This is a genomic window from Sphingobacterium sp. BN32, assembly GCF_030503615.1.
GTDB lineage: Bacteria > Bacteroidota > Bacteroidia > Sphingobacteriales > Sphingobacteriaceae > Sphingobacterium.
On the sequence record NZ_CP129963.1, the window covers coordinates 3,801,644 to 3,821,531 of the forward strand.

A 19,888-nucleotide genomic window follows, 5' to 3' on the forward strand; every position below is an offset into this window, starting at 1 on the left:
ATTTTTAATTTATTTCGTCAAATAAATTAAAAATTTAATTAAACAATATATTTGCAAAATGAACCTTAAACATTGAAAAGTTATCAATCTATACAGTTAGTTTTTATAAATTTTTAAATGAACTTATCAACTGATATTAAGAATTCATAAAAGTAATAATTAAAATCAGCCATATATTTTTGTGTAAAATAAATGTTATGCAACTATTATTTTACAATTACGTAGTTTCATTTTCACCTTGACAGAAACAGCCCAATTTCCAGCCTTTCTTGCTACCTTTGTGGTTATGAGATTTGATATCATTACTGTCCTACCAGACTTACTACAAAGTCCGTTTGCCCATTCTATCTTGCAGAGAGCACAGAAAAAGGGCATTGCAGAAATCCATGTGCACAATCTTCGCGATTACAGTGAAAACAAACAGAAATCTGTAGACGACTATCCCTATGGTGGCGGATCGGGGATGGTGATGCAAATCGCACCATTCGCAGCATGTATCGAAAAATTGCAAGCGGAGCGTACGTACGACGAAGTTATTTATATGACGCCCGATGGTGTTACTTTAAATCAGGATATCGCAAACTCCTTATCTACATTAGAAAATGTCATTATCCTTTGTGGACACTATAAAGGCATCGATCAACGCATCCGAGATATTTATGTAACTCGCGAGATCTCTATTGGAGACTATGTTCTTTCAGGAGGAGAATTGCCGGCAGCAATCCTTGTAGATGCGATCATCCGGTTAATTCCGGGCGTGCTATCGGATGAGACCTCTGCCCTATCGGACTCTTTTCAAGACGGTTTATTGGACGCACCAATATATACTCGACCAGTAGAATGGCGAGGACATAAGGTGCCTGATATCTTATTGAGCGGGCATGAAGCAAAAATTACAGCTTGGCGCCATGAACAACAGCTACAAAGAACAAAAGAAAGGCGCCCAGATTTGCTAAATGATTAATAAAAACTTACTTTCTTTATTTTTTCTTTAAATAAAGTTTGAAATTTCAAAATTTCCTTTAAATTTGTGTGTTAATAATGAGCACATTTCAATATACTAACCGTTGGTGGCTTCTGACTAAATAAGTCGGGAGGGTGGTATATTTTACGATAAGAATTTCATAATCAACCAAAACCACTGAATGGTAAGCCCGACGTAGAGTACGTTGGGCTTTTTTTATTTTTGACACAATATATAAACAACATATGAGCTATATTTTTAAAACGAATCATAAAAACATCCTCGCAGACACGACGACGCCTGTGAGCATGTACTTAAGACTTCGTGATACTTTCCCGAACAGCCTATTGCTGGAGAGTTCAGAATATCACAGCCGCGACAACAACATCAGTTACATCTGCTGTCAACCAGTCGCTGGCATCGTCCTAGAAGGCAAAACCCTGAACATTTCCCTTCCCGACGGGCAGAAAATCAGCAAAAATGCGGAAGGGCTTAACTTACGCGAAGAAGTATCCAACTTCAGAAAATCCTTCCAATCAGAGAATGCTCCTGAGGTAAACGTCATTTCCAACGGAATATTCGGCTATTTCACCTTCGATGCCGTTAATTATTTCGAAGACATCAAGTTAACCACGCCCCCACATCCTGAAAAAGATATCCCCACTCTTCAATATCACGTCTATAAATTTGTTATCGCTATAGATCACTTCAGAAACCAACTGCACATCTTCGAAAATATATTAGACAGCGAAAGCAGTGAGCTAGACCGTCTACAATTTCTTATTCAAAACAAGAATTTCCCGGAATATACCTTCCAAAAGAAAGGTGCAGAAACGTCCAACATGAGCGACGAGGATTTCAAAAACCTGGTATTGAAGATGAAAGAGCATATTCAACGTGGCGATGTTTTCCAAATCGTTCCTTCGCGAGGGTTCAAAACGCCGTTCTCCGGCGATGAATTCAACGTATATCGCGCCCTGCGTTCAATCAATCCTTCTCCGTACCTCTTCTATTTCGATTATGGCGATTTCAAGCTATTCGGGTCATCTCCCGAAGCCCAATTGACCATCAAAAAAGATGTAGCAAGCATCTACCCGATTGCCGGAACCTTCAAACGTACAGGCAATATGGAACAGGACGAAAAGATTGCTGAAGAGTTGAAGAACGACCCGAAAGAATCTGCAGAACATGTGATGTTGGTTGACTTGGCACGAAACGACCTTAGTCGCCACTGCACCCAAGTGGAAGTGAACTCTTATAAAGAAGCACAATACTATTCCCATGTCATCCACCTGGTATCCAAGGTCAGCGGCAAGTTGAATCCCGACGCTAATCCATTCGACGTCGTAGGCGATACTTTCCCTGCAGGCACCTTATCCGGCGCGCCAAAACATATGGCGTTGACACTGATCGACCGTTATGAAGGATTCCAACGCTCCTTTTACTCGGGCGCCATTGGCTATATGGGATTTAATGGCGACTTTAACCATGCCATTATGATCCGCTCCTTTCTGAGCAAGCAGAACAACCTGCACTATCAAGCTGGAGCCGGCATCGTATTGGATTCGGATCCCGAAAAAGAATTACAAGAAGTAAACAATAAAATATCGGCCCTTCGCAGAGCCTTAGAATTAGCGGAAACTATTTAACATGAGCAAGCCAGTTTTAGTAATCGACAATTACGATTCATTCACCTATAATCTCGTTCACCTTTTACAGGAATTGAACAAGCCTTACGTAGTCGTTCGAAACGACAAGTTTGAACTTGCAGACGTAGAACAATACGACAAAATATTACTATCTCCAGGCCCCGGAATTCCTGAGGAAGCCGGTTTGTTGATGGATGTAATCCGCACTTATGCGCCTAGCAAAAGTATCCTGGGCATATGCTTAGGACAACAGGCCATTGCTGAAGTTTTTGGTGGCAGCCTTTACAACATGCCGAAGCCCCTACATGGCGTGGCGACAAGCATTAACATCACCGATCCTGAGGAGAAATTATTCCAGAATTTCCCTTCAGACTCCAAAATCGGGAGATACCATTCTTGGGCAGTAGAGGATAAAACTTTACCCAACTCCTTAAAGATTACAGCGGTGGACCCGGCAGGCGTTATCATGGCATTGTCGCATAAGGAATACGATGTAAGAGGAATGCAATTCCACCCGGAATCAATTTTAACAGACAATGGTAAAATCTTAATTGATAACTGGTTAAAAGATTAACACATAAGTCCCCAGGCTAATTATCCACAGAAAACACATGACCATACTAGATAAAATAGTTGAACGAAAAAAAGAGGAAGTTGCAGAAGCCAAAGCAAAAGTAACGAATGATGAGCTAAAATCTTATCCGCTATTTAACCGAACATGCTACAACCTACGCGAGTCCATCTTGCATCCGGAAAGATCAGGAATTATTGCCGAATATAAACGTGCATCCCCATCCAAGGGCTTGATAAACGGTCGCAATTCAGTACAGGAAGTTGTAAAAGGTTACCAAGATGCCGGAGCATCAGCAATCTCGGTATTAACCGACAAAGACTTCTTTCAGGGCGACCTACAAGATTTGACCGCAGCGCGCGAAGTCCTTCAAATCCCCCTATTGCGCAAGGAGTTTATTGTAGACGAATACCAGATTACCGAAGCAAAGGCCTATGGCGCCGATATCATCCTATTGATAGCTGCCTGCCTGAGCAAAGAGGAGATTCAAAACCTCGCTAGCTATGCAAAAACACTAGGCCTCAATGTACTTTTGGAAGTGCATAATGAAGAGGAGTTAAACAAAAGTCTATTCGACACGATCGACGCTATTGGCGTTAATAACCGTAATCTGAAAGATTTTGTCGTTTCCCTGGACCACTCCTATGATTTGGTGAACACGATTCCGAACCAATATATCAAAGTTTCCGAAAGTGGAATCTCAGACCCTCATACCATCAATGAATTGAAGAAAGCAGGGTTCCAGGCATTCCTGATTGGCGAAAACTTTATGAAAACAGAAAACCCGATGTTGGCAATTCAGGAGTTTACAGAACAAGTTAAGCAGGGCTAGTTCATATCTGCAAGCAGACAGCTCCCATCTAGAGACTATTCATACCCAATGCATACCCCTTTCGAAGCGCTTATGAAAGGGGTTTGTATTGGGTTTGTATTGGGTTTAAAAGGGTTCTGTGTCGAAGCAGGTCTGAAGCAATCTTGTCTCTGAACAGGCGATTGTCAGCTGAATCTCCCATCTATGCAGCTCGCGGCCAGTTTACTATGAAAAAAAGAATTTTGCTTACCTTTGTAAAAATTTTCAACAAAAATGTCAGTAAAGATTGGTGAACATATTGATTTAGGGGAATTTCCATTGTTGCTTGCACCGATGGAAGATGTGAGCGATCCACCGTTCCGTTTTGTGTGTAAACAAAATGGGGTTGATATGATGTATACGGAGTTCATCTCTTCGGAGGGATTGATCCGTGATGCGGCGAAGTCGAGACAGAAGTTGGATATTTTCGAATACGAGCGACCTATCGGGATACAGATTTTCGGATCGGATATTGAGCACATGCGTCAATCTGCCGAAATCTGTTCAGCGGCGAATCCGGATCTGATCGATATTAACTATGGTTGTCCGGTAAAGAATGTGGCATGCCGTGGTGCTGGCGCCAGTTTATTGCAAGACATCGATAAGATGGTGGCGATGACCAAAGCCGTTGTTGAGGCTACGCATCTTCCGGTTACTGTAAAAACACGCTTGGGATGGGACGACAGTACGAAGAACGTGTATGAAGTTGCAGAGCGACTTCAGGATATTGGTATAAAAGCCTTATCTATTCACGGTAGAACGCGGGCGCAGATGTATAAAGGCCAGGCAGACTGGTCGATGATTCGCGATGTAAAGCGCAATCCGCGCATCAAGATTCCTATATTCGGAAACGGAGATGTAGATTCTGTGGATAAAGCAGCCGCTTGGCGTCAGGAATATGAGGTGGACGGCATTATGATCGGTCGTGCATCCATCGGTTACCCTTGGATTTTCCGCGAGGTGAAGCACTTTTTCGAAACAGGTGAGCGATTAGAAGGGCCAACCGTTGCTGAACGTGTTGAAGTGTGCCGCACACACCTGACAAAGTCAATCGAATGGAAAGGCGATAAGACGGGCATCTTCGAAATGAGAAGGCATTATGCCAACTATTTCAAAGGTATCCCTAACTTTAAAGAGTACAGAATGAGACTGGTAGAGCTAATGAAGTATGATGAAATCATCGAAGTCTTAGAAGAAATAAAGCATAATTTTGCTGAGGAAGTCGCTTAAAAAGCGACTTTTCTTTTGCTATTGTATCTCGTCGAATTCCTTTGCTGTATTTCTCTTGAAGAAAGTTAAACGCGGCGCTCCATTGTTTATCGCCTGCGCAAAACCCTCAACAAGGTATTCTTTTCCAAGTAGGCTACTGCAGCTAGGAATACTATAAACAACAGGTTTCCGATCCAAAAATGCAGATGGAATGCTGCAAAAGCGATTCCTACGCCCAAGAACATATAAACGCTGATTTTCTTCAAGTTGTAGGGTATGCTGTAGTTCTTCTGACCCCATACATAGGATAGCGTGACCATCAACAAATAGGTAATGGTCGTGGATATGGCAGCACCTACATAAGAATAGGTTGGAATAAGGGCAAAGTTCAATATAATGGTCGCTAAGGCACCAATCCCGGAGATATAAAGCGCATATCTTGTCTGATCCGACAGCTTGTACCATACCGATAAATTCATGTATATGCCCAACAGAACGTAGTTCAGGAGCAATACCGGAACAATGAAGAGTCCCGACCAATAATTCTGTTCACCCCCCTCTTTGCTCGGAATGAAATGCTTTAACCAATCAATATTCGCACAAATCCCCACCATCACGACCAGCATCGCTATGATAAAATACTCCATAATCATGGCGTAGGTTTTCCTGGCGTTCTCGTTTTTGGAATAACTGAAAAAGAAAGGCTCAGCGCCTAGTCGAAAGGCCGTGACAAACAGATTGAGGAATACGGCAATTTTAGCGACAGCGCCATAGATTCCGAGTTCACTATCTCCCCGTTCGCCGGGAATTAGGCGAGGCAACATCATCTTATCTAAATTCTCATTGATAATAAAGGAGATATTCGCAATCAGGATCGGAAATGTATAGCTTAACATCTGTTTCACCAATGCGCCCTCTACGCGGAATCGGAAACTGATCATCTGCGGAATCAGCATCACGAGCGTAACGACGGATGCGATCAGGTTTGCTATGAACACATTGCCCAGCCATCCTTCACGAAACCAGCCCGAAGCAAACTCTCTCCAGGACGTATATTCGCTCGTTAGATAGGGCAAGAAGTAAAGGAAAAACAGGATAAAAAAGACGTAGATCAGGATGTTCGCAATCTTGATTGCACCGTATTTGATGGGTCTACCTTCCGCACGGAGCTTGGCAAAGGGCACTACCGCAAGTGCATCAGCAGCAAGGATTACCGCAAAATATTTTACGAAAGTGACATATTCGGCTACATTCTGCCCATTGCTCAGCCAGGACCCAATTGGGTTAGCAAACGTTAAAACCGTGAGCACAAACAGCGCACTACTTACTATCGTAACGAAGAAACTGGTATCAAAGACTTTTTGCTTGTCGCCTTCCACTTTCTGCAGGTAGCGGAAATAGGTGGTTTCCATTCCGAATGCGAGAATCGCATTGATCATGGAAGCGTAGGCATATAGATTGGTAAAAACGCCGTAAACTGCTGTTGCAAACTTTTTGGTCAGCAGTGGGGTCATTAAAAAACTAAGCATACGGGATAATATGGTGGTGAGACCATATATCGCCGTATCGCTTATAAATTTCTTTACTACCGACACCTTACTTGATTTTTTTGATGACTTCGAAGTTCTTGAAATGCTTTAGTTCCGTTGTTTCGGTAACTTCTACAGCTTCAACTTCCGCGTCGTAGGGACCTTCCTTGCAAAAGTCCAGCAGAAAATCTAAGGCCATGGCATCTCCTTCGGCCTCCAAATAGACGGTTCCGTCAGGCTGATTCAACACAAATCCCTTTACGCCTAACTGATCGGCAACCGCTTTCGTAGAGGCACGAAAGTACACCCCTTGTACTTTTCCTTTGACCAAAACATTCAAATGCTTCATGGTTACAAAGGTAAAAGAAGAATTAGAAAAAGCTATCGGATTCGCTTAACTTTAATTTTGGGATCCAGCTTAAAGCTTTCCATACCTTCTAATAGAACAAGACCTGGTTTTTTGCCCTCTTCTAACGATCCTAATTCATGGTCAACATTCAGTGCTTTCGCTCCGTTGATTGTTGCCCATTTAATCGTTTCGTTAAAATCAAGATGTGGATATTCAGCGTGAAGCACTTTTAGCTCGTCCAAAATATCTAGCGATGTATTGGATGCTAAGCTATCCGTACCGATCACGATTTCATGGCCTCCCAACAGGAAGTTCTCCACTTTTGGCAGCCTGTTCTCGATGTATAGATTCGCTTTAGGACACAAGCAGAAATATACTTTTCTACCCATGCGATCTACAAAATCTAAATCTTTAATGGAGGTGTATGTATTGTGAACTAAGATTAGTTTATTCTTTGTGGGAATATAGGGTAAGAATGACTGCAGCGAGTTTCTAGCTTGCGCACGGAAACCATCAACAGAAAGCTTCATCTGCTTATAAAAATCGATGAATTCTCCTTTATTATATCTAAAAAGCTTGTTTTCCTCATCGCTTTCCTGATTGTGAATACTGATGATATTATCCTCTCCAACGACTTTCTTAAACGTTTTGAATAAGTTTTTCGAGCAGGAGTATGGTGCATGCGGTGTGATGGACGATCTTTTGTAGTCGAAATGGAATTCAATTTCTTTCGCTTGATCAATGCGTGCATCCACATCAGTATCCGTCATCGCCATCACCTCGATAAACGTATGGTATTGAATCGGACTATTTTCTTTTATTTTGGCCGACACGGCAGAATTGGCATGGTCCCCTACTGCTTGAATACCATTTTCATACATGGCTTTATCCGCAGCTTCCATTGCCTTATCAACTGCCTTTTCCTTCGCTCCACGCTCGGTCATTACCTTCATTAAGAATTGAGGTAAGCCCGTGTGTTGCGGAACAACGCCTTCCATATGCGAGAGTTCGAGATGACAGTGTGCATTTACGAAGCCAGGAATTAGGGCTCCTTTCAAAAATTCTACTTTTGAATCGTCGACTTCACCTTGGTTGTAAATCCCCTTAATTGTTCCATGGTCGTCCATTGCTACGATTCCTTTTTTTATTGCAGGGCCAGTTACTGGAAATACAATATCAGCAGCATAATACTTCATAAATTTTTTAAAACCGTTTTGTTAAAGTTAGCGTAATTCACCCCAGAGGGTTATATAACAGGCAATTTACAAATTTTTCAATAAATGTTAACTAATAAAACAATAATTACAAATTTGTTACAATACCTTACCGATTTTGATTAAAGCTAATAAAAGGTTAATTTTGTCTCATCATATAGGGGTGCCTTGTTGTTCGACAACACAAATAAAGGCTGAGAATATACCCAGCACCGCTTTGTAAAAAGTAGTGCGTACCTGATCTGGATAATGCCAGCGTAGGGAGAGGGCGGTTAAATAAGGGCTATTGTAACCCCTTGCAATAGTGAAGTTTAACTCATTTACACAAACACACATTATGTTAAAAAAGGTATGGGCGACAGTTGCCTTTTGCCACCTGATCATGTTGGGTTTTGCACAGCATGCATTGACTGTAAAAGTCAGTAACAGAGACCACGAACCACTCGCTGGAGCAACGGTAAAATTAGCTACAGAAACCGGTAAAACCGACCAAAACGGACTGTTGGTCTTTAGTAATTTAGCTACAAAAAATTATTTATTACAGGTAACATTTCTCGGATATCAAAATTATTCTGTACAGATTAATCCAAGCGAGCAAAGCAGTCTGAATGTTCAGTTAAAAGAAAGCTCCTTCGTGACAGAAGAGGTTTTCGTAACAGCAACTCGCGCGAAAGAAAATGCCGCGACGACCTACAAAAACATAGACAAGGATGAAATCCGTAAGAATAACTTGGGCCAGGATATTCCATTCTTGATCAATCAAACCCCCGGTGTTGTCGTTAGCTCGGATGCGGGTGCCGGCATTGGCTATACCAGCATGACGGTACGTGGATCGGACAACGAACGTATTAACATCACTTTAAATGGCATACCACTGAATGATGCGGAAAGCATGGGTAGCTTCTTTGTGAATCTTCCGGATTTTGCTTCGTCCGTGCAAAGCATTCAGGTACAGCGTGGTATCGGAACTTCCACGAATGGAGCGGGTGCTTTCGGTGCTTCTTTGAACATCCAGACCGATGCACTTGAGGCAGAGCCTTATGCGGAACTAAACAACTCTTTCGGGTCATACAACTCCTGGAAGAACACGTTAAAAGTAGGTTCGGGATTAATTAATAATAAATATGCTTTTAATGCAAGATTATCTCGCGTAGCATCGGACGGCTATATCAATCGGGCAAGTTCAGATTTGAAGTCTTTTTACGTAGATGGAGGATTGTACACGGACAAGCATATACTAAAAGCGACAGTTTTTTCCGGAAAAGAAAAGACCTATCAATCTTGGTATGGTACGCCGGAACCTTTGATAAGCGGCGACTATACACGTCTGGTAGAGTACGCGGCGGCGATGGAACTGTACACACCCGAAGAACTTAACCGTTTGAAAGAGGAAGGGCGAAAATACAATTACTACACCTACGACAATCAAACAGATAACTACACCCAAACGCATGCGCATCTGCAATACACTTTTGAAGCAAGCGATAAACTGAATCTGAATGCAGCATTGCATTACACGCGCGGTGCAGGTTATTACGAGGAATTTCGTCCGGAGGATAAAATGATTCGCTACGGCATGGACACTGTCTTTCATGGACAGGATACCATCAGCCGTTCAGACCTTATTCGCCGTCGCTGGCTAGACAATCACTTTTATGGGGTAACTTATTCGGCAAACTATAAAGCGAACAGCAAGCTAAGCTTCATCTTTGGTGGGGCCTATAATCAATATCGTGGCAAGCATTATGGTGAGGTGATTTGGGCGCGATACGCGTCAAACAGTAACCTTGGCGATCGCTACTATTACAATGAGGCGGATAAGAACGACTTCAATTTCTTCGTAAAAGCCGACTATCGATTAGACAATTGGTTGTTTAATGCGGATTTGCAGTACAGAAATATTTACTACTTAGGCGAGGGGGATGATGATAAAGTGAAAGATCTTTATTTCAAAGACAAGCTTAACTTCTTCAATCCGAAGATTGGAGCAACTTACTTCATCAATTCGAACAGCAATCTTTATGCATCCTATGCATTTGCAAGCAAGGAGCCAAAGCGTTCGGACTATGTGGAAAATCCATTGAATGAATTCCCGAAACCGGAGCAGATGCAGAATGTGGAGGCGGGTTATCGTTTTAGAGATCAGCAGTTCAATATCGGAGCGAATGTTTACGGGATGTTTTATAAAAATCAGTTGATCCCTACGGGTGCTCTAAATGATGTTGGCGCGGCATTGCGCCAGAATGTGGAGGACAGTTATAGAATTGGTTTTGAATTGGATGCTGCCTGGAATATCAATTCACATTTTGTGTGGGGAGTAACCGCAGCATTGAGTCAGAATAAGATCAAGAACTTCGTGGAGAAGATTGCTGTCTATGATAATGAAAATGATTGGAATTATGTGGGCGAGGAAGAAATTTTCTACAAGTCGACGACTATTGCGAAGTCGCCTGCAGCCGTTCTGTCGAATATCTTTACTTACAAACCTACGGAGGCTTTATCCTTTAGTTTATTGAGTAAGTATGTCTCTAGAATCTACTTGGACAATAGTGGCGCGAAGGAACGTAGCATAGATCCTTCATTTGTGAACAATCTTCAAGGTATTTATAGCTTCTCAGCCTTCGGTATCGAGCGTATCGACCTGAACTTGACGGTGAATAACATCTTCAACAGCAAGTATGAGACGACGGGTTATACCTGGGGCCAGAAGTTTGAAAGCAAAGGGACGCGAGATTATTACAATTTTTACTACCCACAGGCAGAGACTAATTTTATGTTAGGACTGAATATTAGGTTCTAAGGATTGGCAAATCGTTATTATCTTTTTACTTTTAGTGCATGCGAGCAGTAATACAACGAGTGAGCCATGCGAGCTGCACGGTAGACAATCAGATAACGGGAGAAATTAAGGACGGTTTATTGGTACTTCTAGGTGTGGAAGAGGAAGATACAAAGGCTGATATGGAGTGGTTGGGACAGAAGTTAGTGAACTTGCGTATCTTCTCGGATGAGGAGGGGCTGATGAATAGGTCTGTTCAGGATATTGAAGGCAATATTCTGTTGATTTCGCAGTTTACCCTGTTCGCACAGACGAAGAAAGGCAATCGACCATCGTTCATTCGTGCGGGCAAGCCCGATATTGCAAAGCCCATGTATGAAGCCATGGGTAAGTACCTATCTGATTTGCTGAACAAGCCGGTGCAACTAGGAATCTTTGGCGCCGATATGAAAATCGATCTGCGCAATGATGGCCCCGTTACGATTATCATGAATACCAAGGATAAAGATAACTTCTAAATAAAACAGATATGACGATAGCAGAAGCGCAGGCCATAGTGGATAAATGGATAAACAGCACGGGAGTGCGTTATTTCAATGAGCTAACGAATACAGCAATGTTGATGGAGGAGGTTGGCGAAGTGGCGCGTATTATGGCCCGGCAATACGGGGAGCAGTCTTTCAAGAAATCGGACGAGGAAGTTAATCTTGCTGATGAAATGGCAGATGTTCTTTTTGTATTGATCTGTTTAGCCAATCAAACGGGCATCGATCTAACTGATGCTTTGACCAAAAACTTAGATAAAAAGACTAAACGCGATAGCGAGCGGCATAAAAACAACGAGAAGCTGAAATAGCTTCTCGTTGTTTTATCTATTGAATCTGGATCTCTGCAAATAATGGCATATGATCAGAAGCTTGATGCTCTGGTATCACTTTATAGGACTTCCATTTGAATTTAACATTATCCAGAAGCATAATGTAATCTATTTCATTGCGCGGGTTTACATTTGGTGAGGTAGGCGCATTGGATGTAGTATTCCGCACAAAGAACTGCTCTAAAACCTTAATCGGTTCGGATCCGGGCTTAGCATTTAAGTCACCCACCAATATTAGAGGGCTGCTATAAAGCTCGGCCAGCTCGTTAATAAAATGTGCCTGAGCAATTCGATTCTCCTCGTGTAGATCCAGGTGTGTATTCGCCAGGGAAACGCGCTTGCCGTTCGGTAATTCTACATCCACAATCGCTAAAGATCTATTCTCACTTTTTACCGGCATAGGCAGATCGTATCTCCTTTTGCCTACAATCTTATATTTCGAGAGGATCAACGTTCCGTAATATCCTTTCTCCAAATTGATGCCTTTCGAGAAATAATAGTCCATCCCGGTCAGCTCCGCAAGCTTTTCCGCCTGATTGACCATTTCCGATCGGGACACATGGATATCGACTTCTTGAATTCCTACAATCTCTGCGTTCGAGTCGACAATCACTTTTGCAATAGCCGGCAAATCAATAACACCCGGCTTCGCCGGTGGATTCCCATGGTGAATATTATAGCTTAGTATCTTGATGGTTTGTGCTGACAGCGTCAAAGAAATAGAACTCAAGAGTATTATGAAAAGCTGTTTCATGTGTTCAGATTGATATTTGAGGGTTATATTCAAGTAATAGTGCCAAATTTAATATCTTTAGCACATGAAATTACCTAATATATTTTACTTATTATTCATTGCCTTCTATCTTGGTTCCTGTTCTGTTACTCAACAGCAGGCTCAGGATAAGCAAGAATATAACAATGGTGCGGTGGTAACCGCGCATCCTATCGCGTCAGAGGTGGGAGTTGCTATTCTTAAAAAAAGAGGAAATGCTGTCGATGCTGCTATTGCTGTGAAATTTGCTTTAGCTGTTGTCTATCCCAATGCGGGTAACCTCGGAGGGGGTGGATTCATGGTTTACCGCGATAAGTCAGGCTTAGTAAACTCCCTAGATTTTCGTGAGAAGGCACCTGCAAAGGCACAGCGTGATATGTATTTGGATAAGGATGGTAATCCGATTACCGACTTAAGTCTTTACGGACAATTGGCTGCCGGTGTTCCCGGATCAGTTGCCGGTATGGACGAGGCTTTCAAAAAATATGGCAGTTTAAGCTGGAAAGAGCTGTTGGAGCCGGCGATAGCGTTGGCCGAGCAAGGATTCCCGATTACAGCACAACAGGCCGGAGAATTCAACCGATATCAGGAACCTTTCAAAAAACATAATCCCAATGGTGCGGCAATAATCCGCGATGCGGAATGGAAGGCAGGTGATTTGTTTGTACAGAAAGAATTGGGGGAAACATTAAAGCGAATCGCAGAACAAGGTCGTGATGGCTTTTACAAAGGAAAAACAGCAGAATATATCATTGCAGAGATGAAAAAAGGCAATGGTATTATTAGCCTGGAGGATCTTGCAAATTACCAAGCGGTTTGGCGAAACCCTATCGTTGGCAACTACAAAGGATATAAAGTGATTTCTATGCCTCCCCCATCAAGTGGTGGAGTGGCTTTGATGGCGCTATTGCAATCGGTTGAAAAATATCCGTTAGCAAAGTGGGGCTTTCAACATGACAGCACCGTGCGTGCGATGGTTGAAGCCGAACGCCGCGTATATGCTGACCGCGCAACCCACTTGGGAGACCCAGATTTTTACAAAGTACCTGTAGCCAATCTAACGGATGCGAAGTTTAACCAAGATCGCATGGCGAAAGTTAGCTTGAAGCGTGCTACACCTAGCGATGAGGTGAAAGCAGCGAAATTCCCGGGATATGAATCCGAAGAAACAACACATTATAGCATAGTAGACAAGGATGGCAATGCTGTTTCATTGACTACAACGATCAATGGCTCTTATGGCTCGTTAGTATGGGTAGAGGGCGCGGGTTTCTTGTTGAACAATGAGATGGACGACTTCTCCGTTAAGCCGGGCACACCGAATATGTATGGTTTGTTAGGGGGAAAGGCCAATGCCGTAGAGCCTGGCAAACGCATGCTCAGCGCGATGACTCCGACGATTATCGAGAAAGATGGCAAACTGAAGATGGTCGTTGGCACGCCTGGAGGCTCCACCATTATCACCTCTGTTTTCCAGACGATATTAAATGTATTAGAATTTGATATGACCGCGCAGGAATCTGTTAGTGCTCCAAGGTTTCACCACCAATGGAAACCTGAATACATTGACGTAGAAGAAAAAGCAATTGATGCAAAGACCCGCGCGAGCTTAGAGAAGGATGGCTATGCAATCAATAAAAGAGGTCCTATCGGACGCGTTGAAAATATCGTGGTATTGCCCAACGGCAAGCTGCAAACCGGCGCTGACCCACGAGGGGATGATAAAGCCGCAGGATACTAATAAATTAAAGGGTTGTCGATAGACAGCCCTTTATTCTTCCAGATACTTATCGTTGATCTGTTTATTCGCTTTTGCTCCTAATACCTTCAGCGATTCTACTTTCTTGATCACATTTCCAGAGCCTGTAGATAACTTCTTCATGGCATCCTCATGCTTCGAAGCTGCCTTCTGAATAAAGCCTTGTATCTGATCCATATCATCTAAGAAACCAACGAACTTGTCGTATAACAAGCCAGCCTCTTTGGCTATTTCCAAAACATTTCTATTCTGCCGTTCCTGCTTCCAAATGCTCGCGATGGTTCTTAGTGTTGCAAGCAAGGTCGAAGGGCTTACAATGACTACTCGCCTATCCCAAGCGTCGGAAAACAATTCTGGTTTATGGTTAACTGCAAGACTAAGTGAAGATTCGATCGGGATGAACATGAGCACAAACTCTGGTGATACAATCTTGTACAATGATTGATAATCCTTCGCAGAAAGCTCTTTAACATGATTCTCGATAGATTGCACATGCTGTTTAACAAAGAGTGCTCTATCCTCCTCGGTGTCCGCATTAACGGCTCTTTCGTAGGCTACGAGGGATAACTTCGAGTCGACAATCAAGTGTTTCTCATCAGGGAGATAGATGACAGCATCGGGTTGCAGCCTCTTGCCTTCCTGGTCAAGGATGGCTGCTTGCAGTTTATACTCCTGGTCTTTTAATAATCCTGAACGCTCCAAAACGCGCTCTAGAATAACTTCTCCCCAGTTACCCTGTCTCTTATTATCACCTTTTAAGGCTTTCGCAAGATTATTCGCTTCATCTTTAATCTGCATGCTTTGCTGCATCAGTTGTTCGACAACGCCTTTTAAGACGCTGCGTTCCGCAGACTCTTGTTGATAGGTTTTCTCCACCTTCTCCTCAAACGATTTGATCTTTTCCTTCAGGGGATCTAAGATCAAACTGATATTCTGCTGATTCTGCTGAGTAAATTTAAGAGTCTTTTCTTCCAGAATCTTATTTGCGAGTACCTGAAACTCTGTATTGAATTGCTTCTTAAGATTTTCTATCTCTATCTTTTGCTCCGCAAACTTATCCTGTTGTGCTTGCAGGTAAGCATTCGTTCCTTCCAGCGTTCGCTCAATGGCTTGCCTATTGTTGACTTCGGCCATTAATTCCTTATGCAATCTTTCCCGCTCGATACTTAATAATCGCTCTCTCTCCTGCAGCTTGCCATATTCGATCTGTAACTGCTGCTGCTCTTTTATCACATGTTCATGCGTCGAGCGGCTAACTGCCTGTCCATTTCGCCAAAGTGCATAGACTATTATGACCAGCATAATGATGATGATCGCTATATACAAACTTTCCATTCCCAATAATTAAAAAAGAATTCTATTGTAATTTCTGATGTGTTTTCCACCATAAGTCAGGCATTTCACCTGCTACGGCTAGTTGGTAGTCCTCGTATCGACAAGGCACAAGATAAAACCTTTCATTAACGGATTTGGAACCGAAGTAAGGAACCTGCATCCACCAACGATCCGACTTCTTGCTCTTCACGAATACTAGTTCGTAATCTTCTGCTTCCAAAGTCGTACGGTAAATCATATAATTTGATTTTGGATACATTGGCGCATCCTTCTTGCGGCTGTAATACCCATCAACAAAGCACCATATCATTTGCGATATTAACATCGCTGTTTGTCCCATAGGGTCAAAACTAGGGTTATACTCATAAAATCCTACGGACGAGCATTTATCTGACATGCCGGCATAGCGCGCTAATTGGCAGGCCTCATCTCCATATAGACCATTCGGACCTGCATTCGCATTACCACCGGCTTCCGATCCACGGATAGCGCTAATATCAAAGCTTACCATATCAGCCGATCGGATAATAGGCTCCGCTTGGTCTAGCTTGCCGGAAAATGCCCCCAAACGCAAGGCATTAAAGAAAAGCTTATCATACATATTGATCGACTCCTTACTTACCAGATAAGTCTGATAAGCGATATTGCTCAAGTTGAACAGATAATCTGGCTGATGTAGGATAATATGGTTTAAGAAAGTATTTGAATTTAAGGAGGTGTTTTCACTGTAATCCTGGTCCAAGTCAAACTTAGAGTCGATGATGGCAACTTCTACGCGCTGCTCTAAGTTCTCATAAGCCGTGTATTGCGCATAAGTCAGATCATGACCTCCCCCAATTAAAATCGGCAGGATATCATGTTTAATCAGTTCTTCCATCACGAGTTTCACCGCTACATAAGTATCCTTAATGGTAGCTCCCGCTTTAATATTCCCTAGGTCTACGATCTTGACCGTGTAATCCCCCTGATATAAATCATAGAGATGTCTACGCACTTGGTTCGCTCCTTTCGCTGCTCCCTTGTTGTTTACAGCCGCCCTATCCTCTTCAATTCCAATGATGGCAAGGTTCGGTTTTACATCACCTTCAAAGATATCTGGAAAGCTGTCGGTATACTTTTCAATGATCTTTCCGAATTGAGAGTTGTAATAAGTCGTTTCTTCACCTAGATCGGCTAGGGAGATGGGGCTTAGAAAGTCTGCTAATGTCATATATTGCGCTATTGCAGGAAGTTAAAACTATAGCTTCCGTGGATTTTAACAAAGATGCATTTTATAAATAAATATTGCTAAGAACATTTTTTCAACAAAAAGTTAGGAAGTCTTTTTGGATAGTAGCAAAGTACTGGATAGAATATTTACTCAAAAGTAAGATGTACGGTCTAAAAGGACTTGCATAGGACTTTTCAATAGGTTATCTTTGAATTCAGGAATTTTCAACAATAAGTTTAACGTGATTTTAGTTACAGGTGGTACAGGATTTTTAGGTTCAACAGTTTTAAAACACCTTATTGATAATGGCGAGAGTATCGTAGCGTTGAAAAGACCTACATCTATCATTCCCGATCATTTAAAATCCTCTTCTTTAATACAATGGGTAGACGCGGATATCACGGATTATTTTGCGTTGGAAGAGATATTCCCAAGCATTCGACAAGTTTACCACTGCGCTGCTAAAATCTCCTACCATAAGGAAGATGCTACGGCGATGTTTCAAACCAATATCGAAGGCACCAAACACATCGTTAATCTTTCTCTGCTTTATGAGGCACGCCTCGTCCATGTAAGCTCAATTGCGGCATTAGGCACTAATAAACTAGGTCTTCCTATCAAAGAGACCGACAAATGGGAATACAACCGAAAGATTTCGAATTATTCATTAGCCAAATACGAGAGCGAAATGGAAGTATGGCGTGGCATTGTTGAAGGCCTAGACGCGGTGATTGTCAATCCATCTGTCATTATGGGCGTCGGCCCGGGAGAGAACGGCTCCAGAACCATATTCGATGTGGTAAAAAAGGGAAATAAAATCTACCCTTTGGGCAGTGTCGGAATAGTCGATGTGGATGATGTTGCTCAGATTATGATTAAGTTGATGAACTCGGATATTACGGGCGAGCGATTCATCCTCAATGCAGAAAATATAAGTAATCAAGACTTGTTGAGCAAGATCAGCGACTACATGCAGAAACCTAGACCAAGTATTGCTGCCAGTCGTGTTGTTTTGTCGATGGCATGGCGCCTATCGAAAGTTGCCTCTTTTCTCAACGGAAAGCGTCCTGCTTTGACCAAAGAGACCGCGAGAGCAGCAAACAAGAAACTAGAATACGATAATAGCAAGATTACAAAAACCCTTGGTGTATCGTTCAAACCTTTGGACATGACCCTAAAGGAAGTAGTCGACACTTATTACAGGAAAACAATCTAAACAGCATATAATAACGTGAAAAATTACTACATTATTGACTTCGACAGCACCTTCACCCAAGTCGAAGCATTAGACGAATTAGCACGAATTTCGTTAGAGAACAACCCCAACCGCCAAGCAATTTATGAGGAAATCGAACGATTTACGAATCTGGCGATGGAGGGGAAGATTTCATTTCGTGAAAGCCTCGCTGGCCGAGTTAAGCTTTTAGAAGCAAACCGCGATCACCTTGCCAAGTTAATTGTCCATTTAAAGAAAAAGGTCTCCAAATCCTTTAGTCGAAATAAAGAGTTCTTCAAGGACAACGCAGACACCGCTTGGATAGTATCTGGTGGCTTCAAGGAGTTTATTACGCCTGTAGTTACTCCTTATCACATCAAGAAAGAAAACATCTACGCGAACACGTTTAGATTTGATGAAGCCGGCAACATCATTGGATATGATGAAGCAAACCCTTTATCAGATGAGGGCGGAAAGGTTAAACTATTGAAGCAATTGGAAATTCAAGGCCGTATCTTCGGTATTGGAGATGGCTATTCTGATTTTCAACTAAAAGAATCTGGTTTGATTGAGAAGTTCTACGCTTTTACAGAGAACATCGCTCGCCAATCGGTTACTGATAAGGCTGATCATATAGCGCCAAGCTTTGATGAATTCCTTTATGTCAATGACCTTCCGCGCGCAATATCCTATCCAAAGAACCGCATCCTTTGTCTAATCGTCGGAAATGTTCCGGAGATTGCTGCCCATATCTTAAAACGCGACGGATTCTCCATCCGCGTTAAAGAAACCTTCGAAGAGAAATACACCAAAGATGTCGGTATGATCTTATTAGGTTCAGAGATCAGCATCTCGGACGAGCAATTAAGCAGAGCCGACAAGTTGAAGACTATCGGATTCCTGGGCGATATCAAAGGTCATGTCTCAAAGACGATCTGCAATGAAAAAGGAATCGTCGTATTCGACGATAAGAAAGGAAAGAAACGCAATGCGGAGTTCATTCCACGCCGTATGGCGGATTTCATCAACCATGGTGACACCGATCAAAGCCGTAACTTCCCAAACATGTTGTTACCAAAACTTACACGTGCGCACCGCCTCTTGCATATCCATAAAAACGTGCCGGGCATCATGGCGCAAATCAACAATGTATATGCCGAGAATAACATCAATATCTTCTCGCAATTCCTGATGACGCGCGGAGAAATAGGCTACGCCGTAACGGATATCGATGCTGCATACGATAAAAAAATGCTGAAGCAATTGAAGCAAATCGATAATACCATCAAGTTTAGAATACTATACAAGTAAAACAGATAAAAAAAGGGGCCATCCAATCGGATGGCCCTTTCTTTAACTATTACAAGTTAGGATTATATGAATGAATTTCTCTTTTCAAATCTCCTCGTTCTTACAGAAAGAACGTGTCTAAAAAGCTTATGTTAAACTTTTGGCTAAATGATTTCTATTAGCCGGTCATATGCTTCGAAAAGCATCACAGGGAGTAAATAATGAAATTATGTTAATCATAGCTTTTTAGACAACGTCATTTCTATTATCTTAAAGATCGTTGATCTCTCACTCTTTCTGTGTTGCATAGCATCT

At 42.3% G+C, this 19,888-nt stretch carries 17 protein-coding genes and 1 riboswitch; of the genes, 11 read left to right on the forward strand and 6 right to left on the reverse strand.

What is annotated here, in order from left to right; translation table 11 throughout:
- The first annotated feature begins 286 nt into the window (after window positions 1–286).
- The 5 genes from trmD (at window position 287) to dusB (ending at window position 5,264) form a co-directional block, all read left to right on the forward strand.
- Window positions 287–964, forward strand: coding sequence for a tRNA (guanosine(37)-N1)-methyltransferase TrmD (trmD, locus tag QYC40_RS16125; RefSeq protein ID WP_301991197.1), 678 nt, complete (start codon window positions 287–289; stop codon window positions 962–964).
- Window positions 965–1,209: 245 nt separating this feature from the next.
- Window positions 1,210–2,613, forward strand: a complete 1,404-nt coding sequence (locus QYC40_RS16130; RefSeq protein ID WP_301991198.1) for an anthranilate synthase component I family protein — start codon at window positions 1,210–1,212, stop codon at window positions 2,611–2,613.
- Between the two features lies 1 nt (window position 2,614).
- The gene (locus QYC40_RS16135; RefSeq protein WP_301991201.1) at window positions 2,615–3,187 is read left to right on the forward strand and encodes an aminodeoxychorismate/anthranilate synthase component II; all 573 of its coding nucleotides are present in this window, start codon (window positions 2,615–2,617) and stop codon (window positions 3,185–3,187) included.
- Window positions 3,188–3,224: 37 nt separating this feature from the next.
- Complete coding sequence (gene trpC, locus QYC40_RS16140) at window positions 3,225–4,016, forward strand: indole-3-glycerol phosphate synthase TrpC (protein WP_301991202.1); 792 nt, start codon at window positions 3,225–3,227, stop codon at window positions 4,014–4,016.
- Between the two features lie 252 nt (window positions 4,017–4,268).
- Entirely contained in the window at window positions 4,269–5,264 is a 996-nt protein-coding gene (gene dusB / locus QYC40_RS16145) for a tRNA dihydrouridine synthase DusB (RefSeq protein ID WP_301991204.1), read from the forward strand.
- A gap of 86 nt (window positions 5,265–5,350) precedes the next feature.
- Here dusB and QYC40_RS16150 read toward each other — a convergent pair whose 3' ends face one another.
- From QYC40_RS16150 to QYC40_RS16160, 3 genes are read right to left on the reverse strand one after another with little or no spacing between them, the layout of a single operon-like run.
- Window positions 5,351–6,838, reverse strand: a complete 1,488-nt coding sequence (locus QYC40_RS16150; RefSeq protein ID WP_301991206.1) for a lipopolysaccharide biosynthesis protein — start codon at window positions 6,836–6,838, stop codon at window positions 5,351–5,353.
- A 1-nt stretch (window position 6,839) separates the two neighbouring features.
- Entirely contained in the window at window positions 6,840–7,121 is a 282-nt protein-coding gene (locus QYC40_RS16155; protein ID WP_301991207.1) for an acylphosphatase, read from the reverse strand.
- 32 nt (window positions 7,122–7,153) lie between these two features.
- Entirely contained in the window at window positions 7,154–8,317 is a 1,164-nt protein-coding gene (locus QYC40_RS16160; RefSeq protein ID WP_301991208.1) for an amidohydrolase family protein, read from the reverse strand.
- 167 nt (window positions 8,318–8,484) lie between these two features.
- Window positions 8,485–8,616, forward strand: a riboswitch (TPP riboswitch).
- A 56-nt stretch (window positions 8,617–8,672) separates the two neighbouring features.
- Between QYC40_RS16160 and QYC40_RS16165 the strand changes: the two genes are divergently transcribed.
- From QYC40_RS16165 to QYC40_RS16175, 3 genes are read left to right on the forward strand one after another with little or no spacing between them, the layout of a single operon-like run.
- Window positions 8,673–11,135, forward strand: coding sequence for a TonB-dependent receptor (locus tag QYC40_RS16165; RefSeq protein WP_301991210.1), 2,463 nt, complete (start codon window positions 8,673–8,675; stop codon window positions 11,133–11,135).
- Between the two features lie 38 nt (window positions 11,136–11,173).
- On the forward strand, window positions 11,174–11,632 hold the full coding sequence (gene dtd / locus QYC40_RS16170; protein WP_301991211.1) for a D-aminoacyl-tRNA deacylase: 459 nt from the start codon (window positions 11,174–11,176) through the stop codon (window positions 11,630–11,632).
- An 11-nt stretch (window positions 11,633–11,643) separates the two neighbouring features.
- Entirely contained in the window at window positions 11,644–11,970 is a 327-nt protein-coding gene (locus tag QYC40_RS16175; protein ID WP_286650321.1) for a nucleotide pyrophosphohydrolase, read from the forward strand.
- 16 nt (window positions 11,971–11,986) lie between these two features.
- On the opposite strand, the gene QYC40_RS16180 is transcribed toward QYC40_RS16175, so the two are convergent.
- A complete protein-coding gene (locus tag QYC40_RS16180; RefSeq protein ID WP_301991213.1) occupies window positions 11,987–12,745 on the reverse strand; it encodes an endonuclease/exonuclease/phosphatase family protein in 759 nt (252 codons plus the stop codon).
- A gap of 64 nt (window positions 12,746–12,809) precedes the next feature.
- Here QYC40_RS16180 and ggt point away from each other — a divergent pair, with 64 nt between their 5' ends.
- A complete protein-coding gene (ggt, locus tag QYC40_RS16185) occupies window positions 12,810–14,504 on the forward strand; it encodes a gamma-glutamyltransferase (protein WP_301991214.1) in 1,695 nt (564 codons plus the stop codon).
- Between the two features lie 30 nt (window positions 14,505–14,534).
- Here ggt and QYC40_RS16190 read toward each other — a convergent pair whose 3' ends face one another.
- Together QYC40_RS16190 and QYC40_RS16195 are read right to left on the reverse strand one after the other, a co-directional pair.
- Window positions 14,535–15,857: a DNA recombination protein RmuC gene (locus QYC40_RS16190; protein WP_301991216.1), complete on the reverse strand. Its 1,323-nt coding sequence runs from the start codon at window positions 15,855–15,857 to the stop codon at window positions 14,535–14,537.
- Between the two features lie 22 nt (window positions 15,858–15,879).
- Window positions 15,880–17,067 carry a formimidoylglutamase gene (locus QYC40_RS16195; protein WP_301991217.1) on the reverse strand — a complete coding sequence of 396 codons (1,188 nt, stop codon included), beginning with the start codon at window positions 17,065–17,067 and terminating at the stop codon, window positions 15,880–15,882.
- Between the two features lie 208 nt (window positions 17,068–17,275).
- Here QYC40_RS16195 and QYC40_RS16200 point away from each other — a divergent pair, with 208 nt between their 5' ends.
- Window positions 17,276–18,283, forward strand: a complete 1,008-nt coding sequence (locus QYC40_RS16200; RefSeq protein WP_301991218.1) for an NAD-dependent epimerase/dehydratase family protein — start codon at window positions 17,276–17,278, stop codon at window positions 18,281–18,283.
- A gap of 15 nt (window positions 18,284–18,298) precedes the next feature.
- Entirely contained in the window at window positions 18,299–19,594 is a 1,296-nt protein-coding gene (locus QYC40_RS16205) for an HAD-IB family phosphatase (protein WP_301991220.1), read from the forward strand.
- Window positions 19,595–19,888: the final 294 nt, after the last annotated feature.

Bases quoted from the DNA above. Each gene is read 5' to 3' on its own strand.
- QYC40_RS16135 (WP_301991201.1), top strand. From the start codon at position 2,615: ATGAGCAAGCCAGTTTTAGTAATCGACAATTACGATTCATTCACCTAT.
- QYC40_RS16165 (WP_301991210.1), top strand. From the start codon at position 8,673: ATGTTAAAAAAGGTATGGGCGACAGTTGCCTTTTGCCACCTGATCATG.
- QYC40_RS16195 (WP_301991217.1), bottom strand. From the start codon at position 17,067: ATGACATTAGCAGACTTTCTAAGCCCCATCTCCCTAGCCGATCTAGGT.
- QYC40_RS16155 (WP_301991207.1), bottom strand. From the start codon at position 7,121: ATGAAGCATTTGAATGTTTTGGTCAAAGGAAAAGTACAAGGGGTGTAC.
- QYC40_RS16160 (WP_301991208.1), bottom strand. From the start codon at position 8,317: ATGAAGTATTATGCTGCTGATATTGTATTTCCAGTAACTGGCCCTGCA.
- QYC40_RS16180 (WP_301991213.1), bottom strand. From the start codon at position 12,745: ATGAAACAGCTTTTCATAATACTCTTGAGTTCTATTTCTTTGACGCTG.
- dusB (WP_301991204.1), top strand. From the start codon at position 4,269: ATGTCAGTAAAGATTGGTGAACATATTGATTTAGGGGAATTTCCATTG.
- QYC40_RS16130 (WP_301991198.1), top strand. From the start codon at position 1,210: ATGAGCTATATTTTTAAAACGAATCATAAAAACATCCTCGCAGACACG.
- QYC40_RS16175 (WP_286650321.1), top strand. From the start codon at position 11,644: ATGACGATAGCAGAAGCGCAGGCCATAGTGGATAAATGGATAAACAGC.
- QYC40_RS16190 (WP_301991216.1), bottom strand. From the start codon at position 15,857: ATGGAAAGTTTGTATATAGCGATCATCATCATTATGCTGGTCATAATA.
- ggt (WP_301991214.1), top strand. From the start codon at position 12,810: ATGAAATTACCTAATATATTTTACTTATTATTCATTGCCTTCTATCTT.
- dtd (WP_301991211.1), top strand. From the start codon at position 11,174: ATGCGAGCAGTAATACAACGAGTGAGCCATGCGAGCTGCACGGTAGAC.
- trmD (WP_301991197.1), top strand. From the start codon at position 287: ATGAGATTTGATATCATTACTGTCCTACCAGACTTACTACAAAGTCCG.
- trpC (WP_301991202.1), top strand. From the start codon at position 3,225: ATGACCATACTAGATAAAATAGTTGAACGAAAAAAAGAGGAAGTTGCA.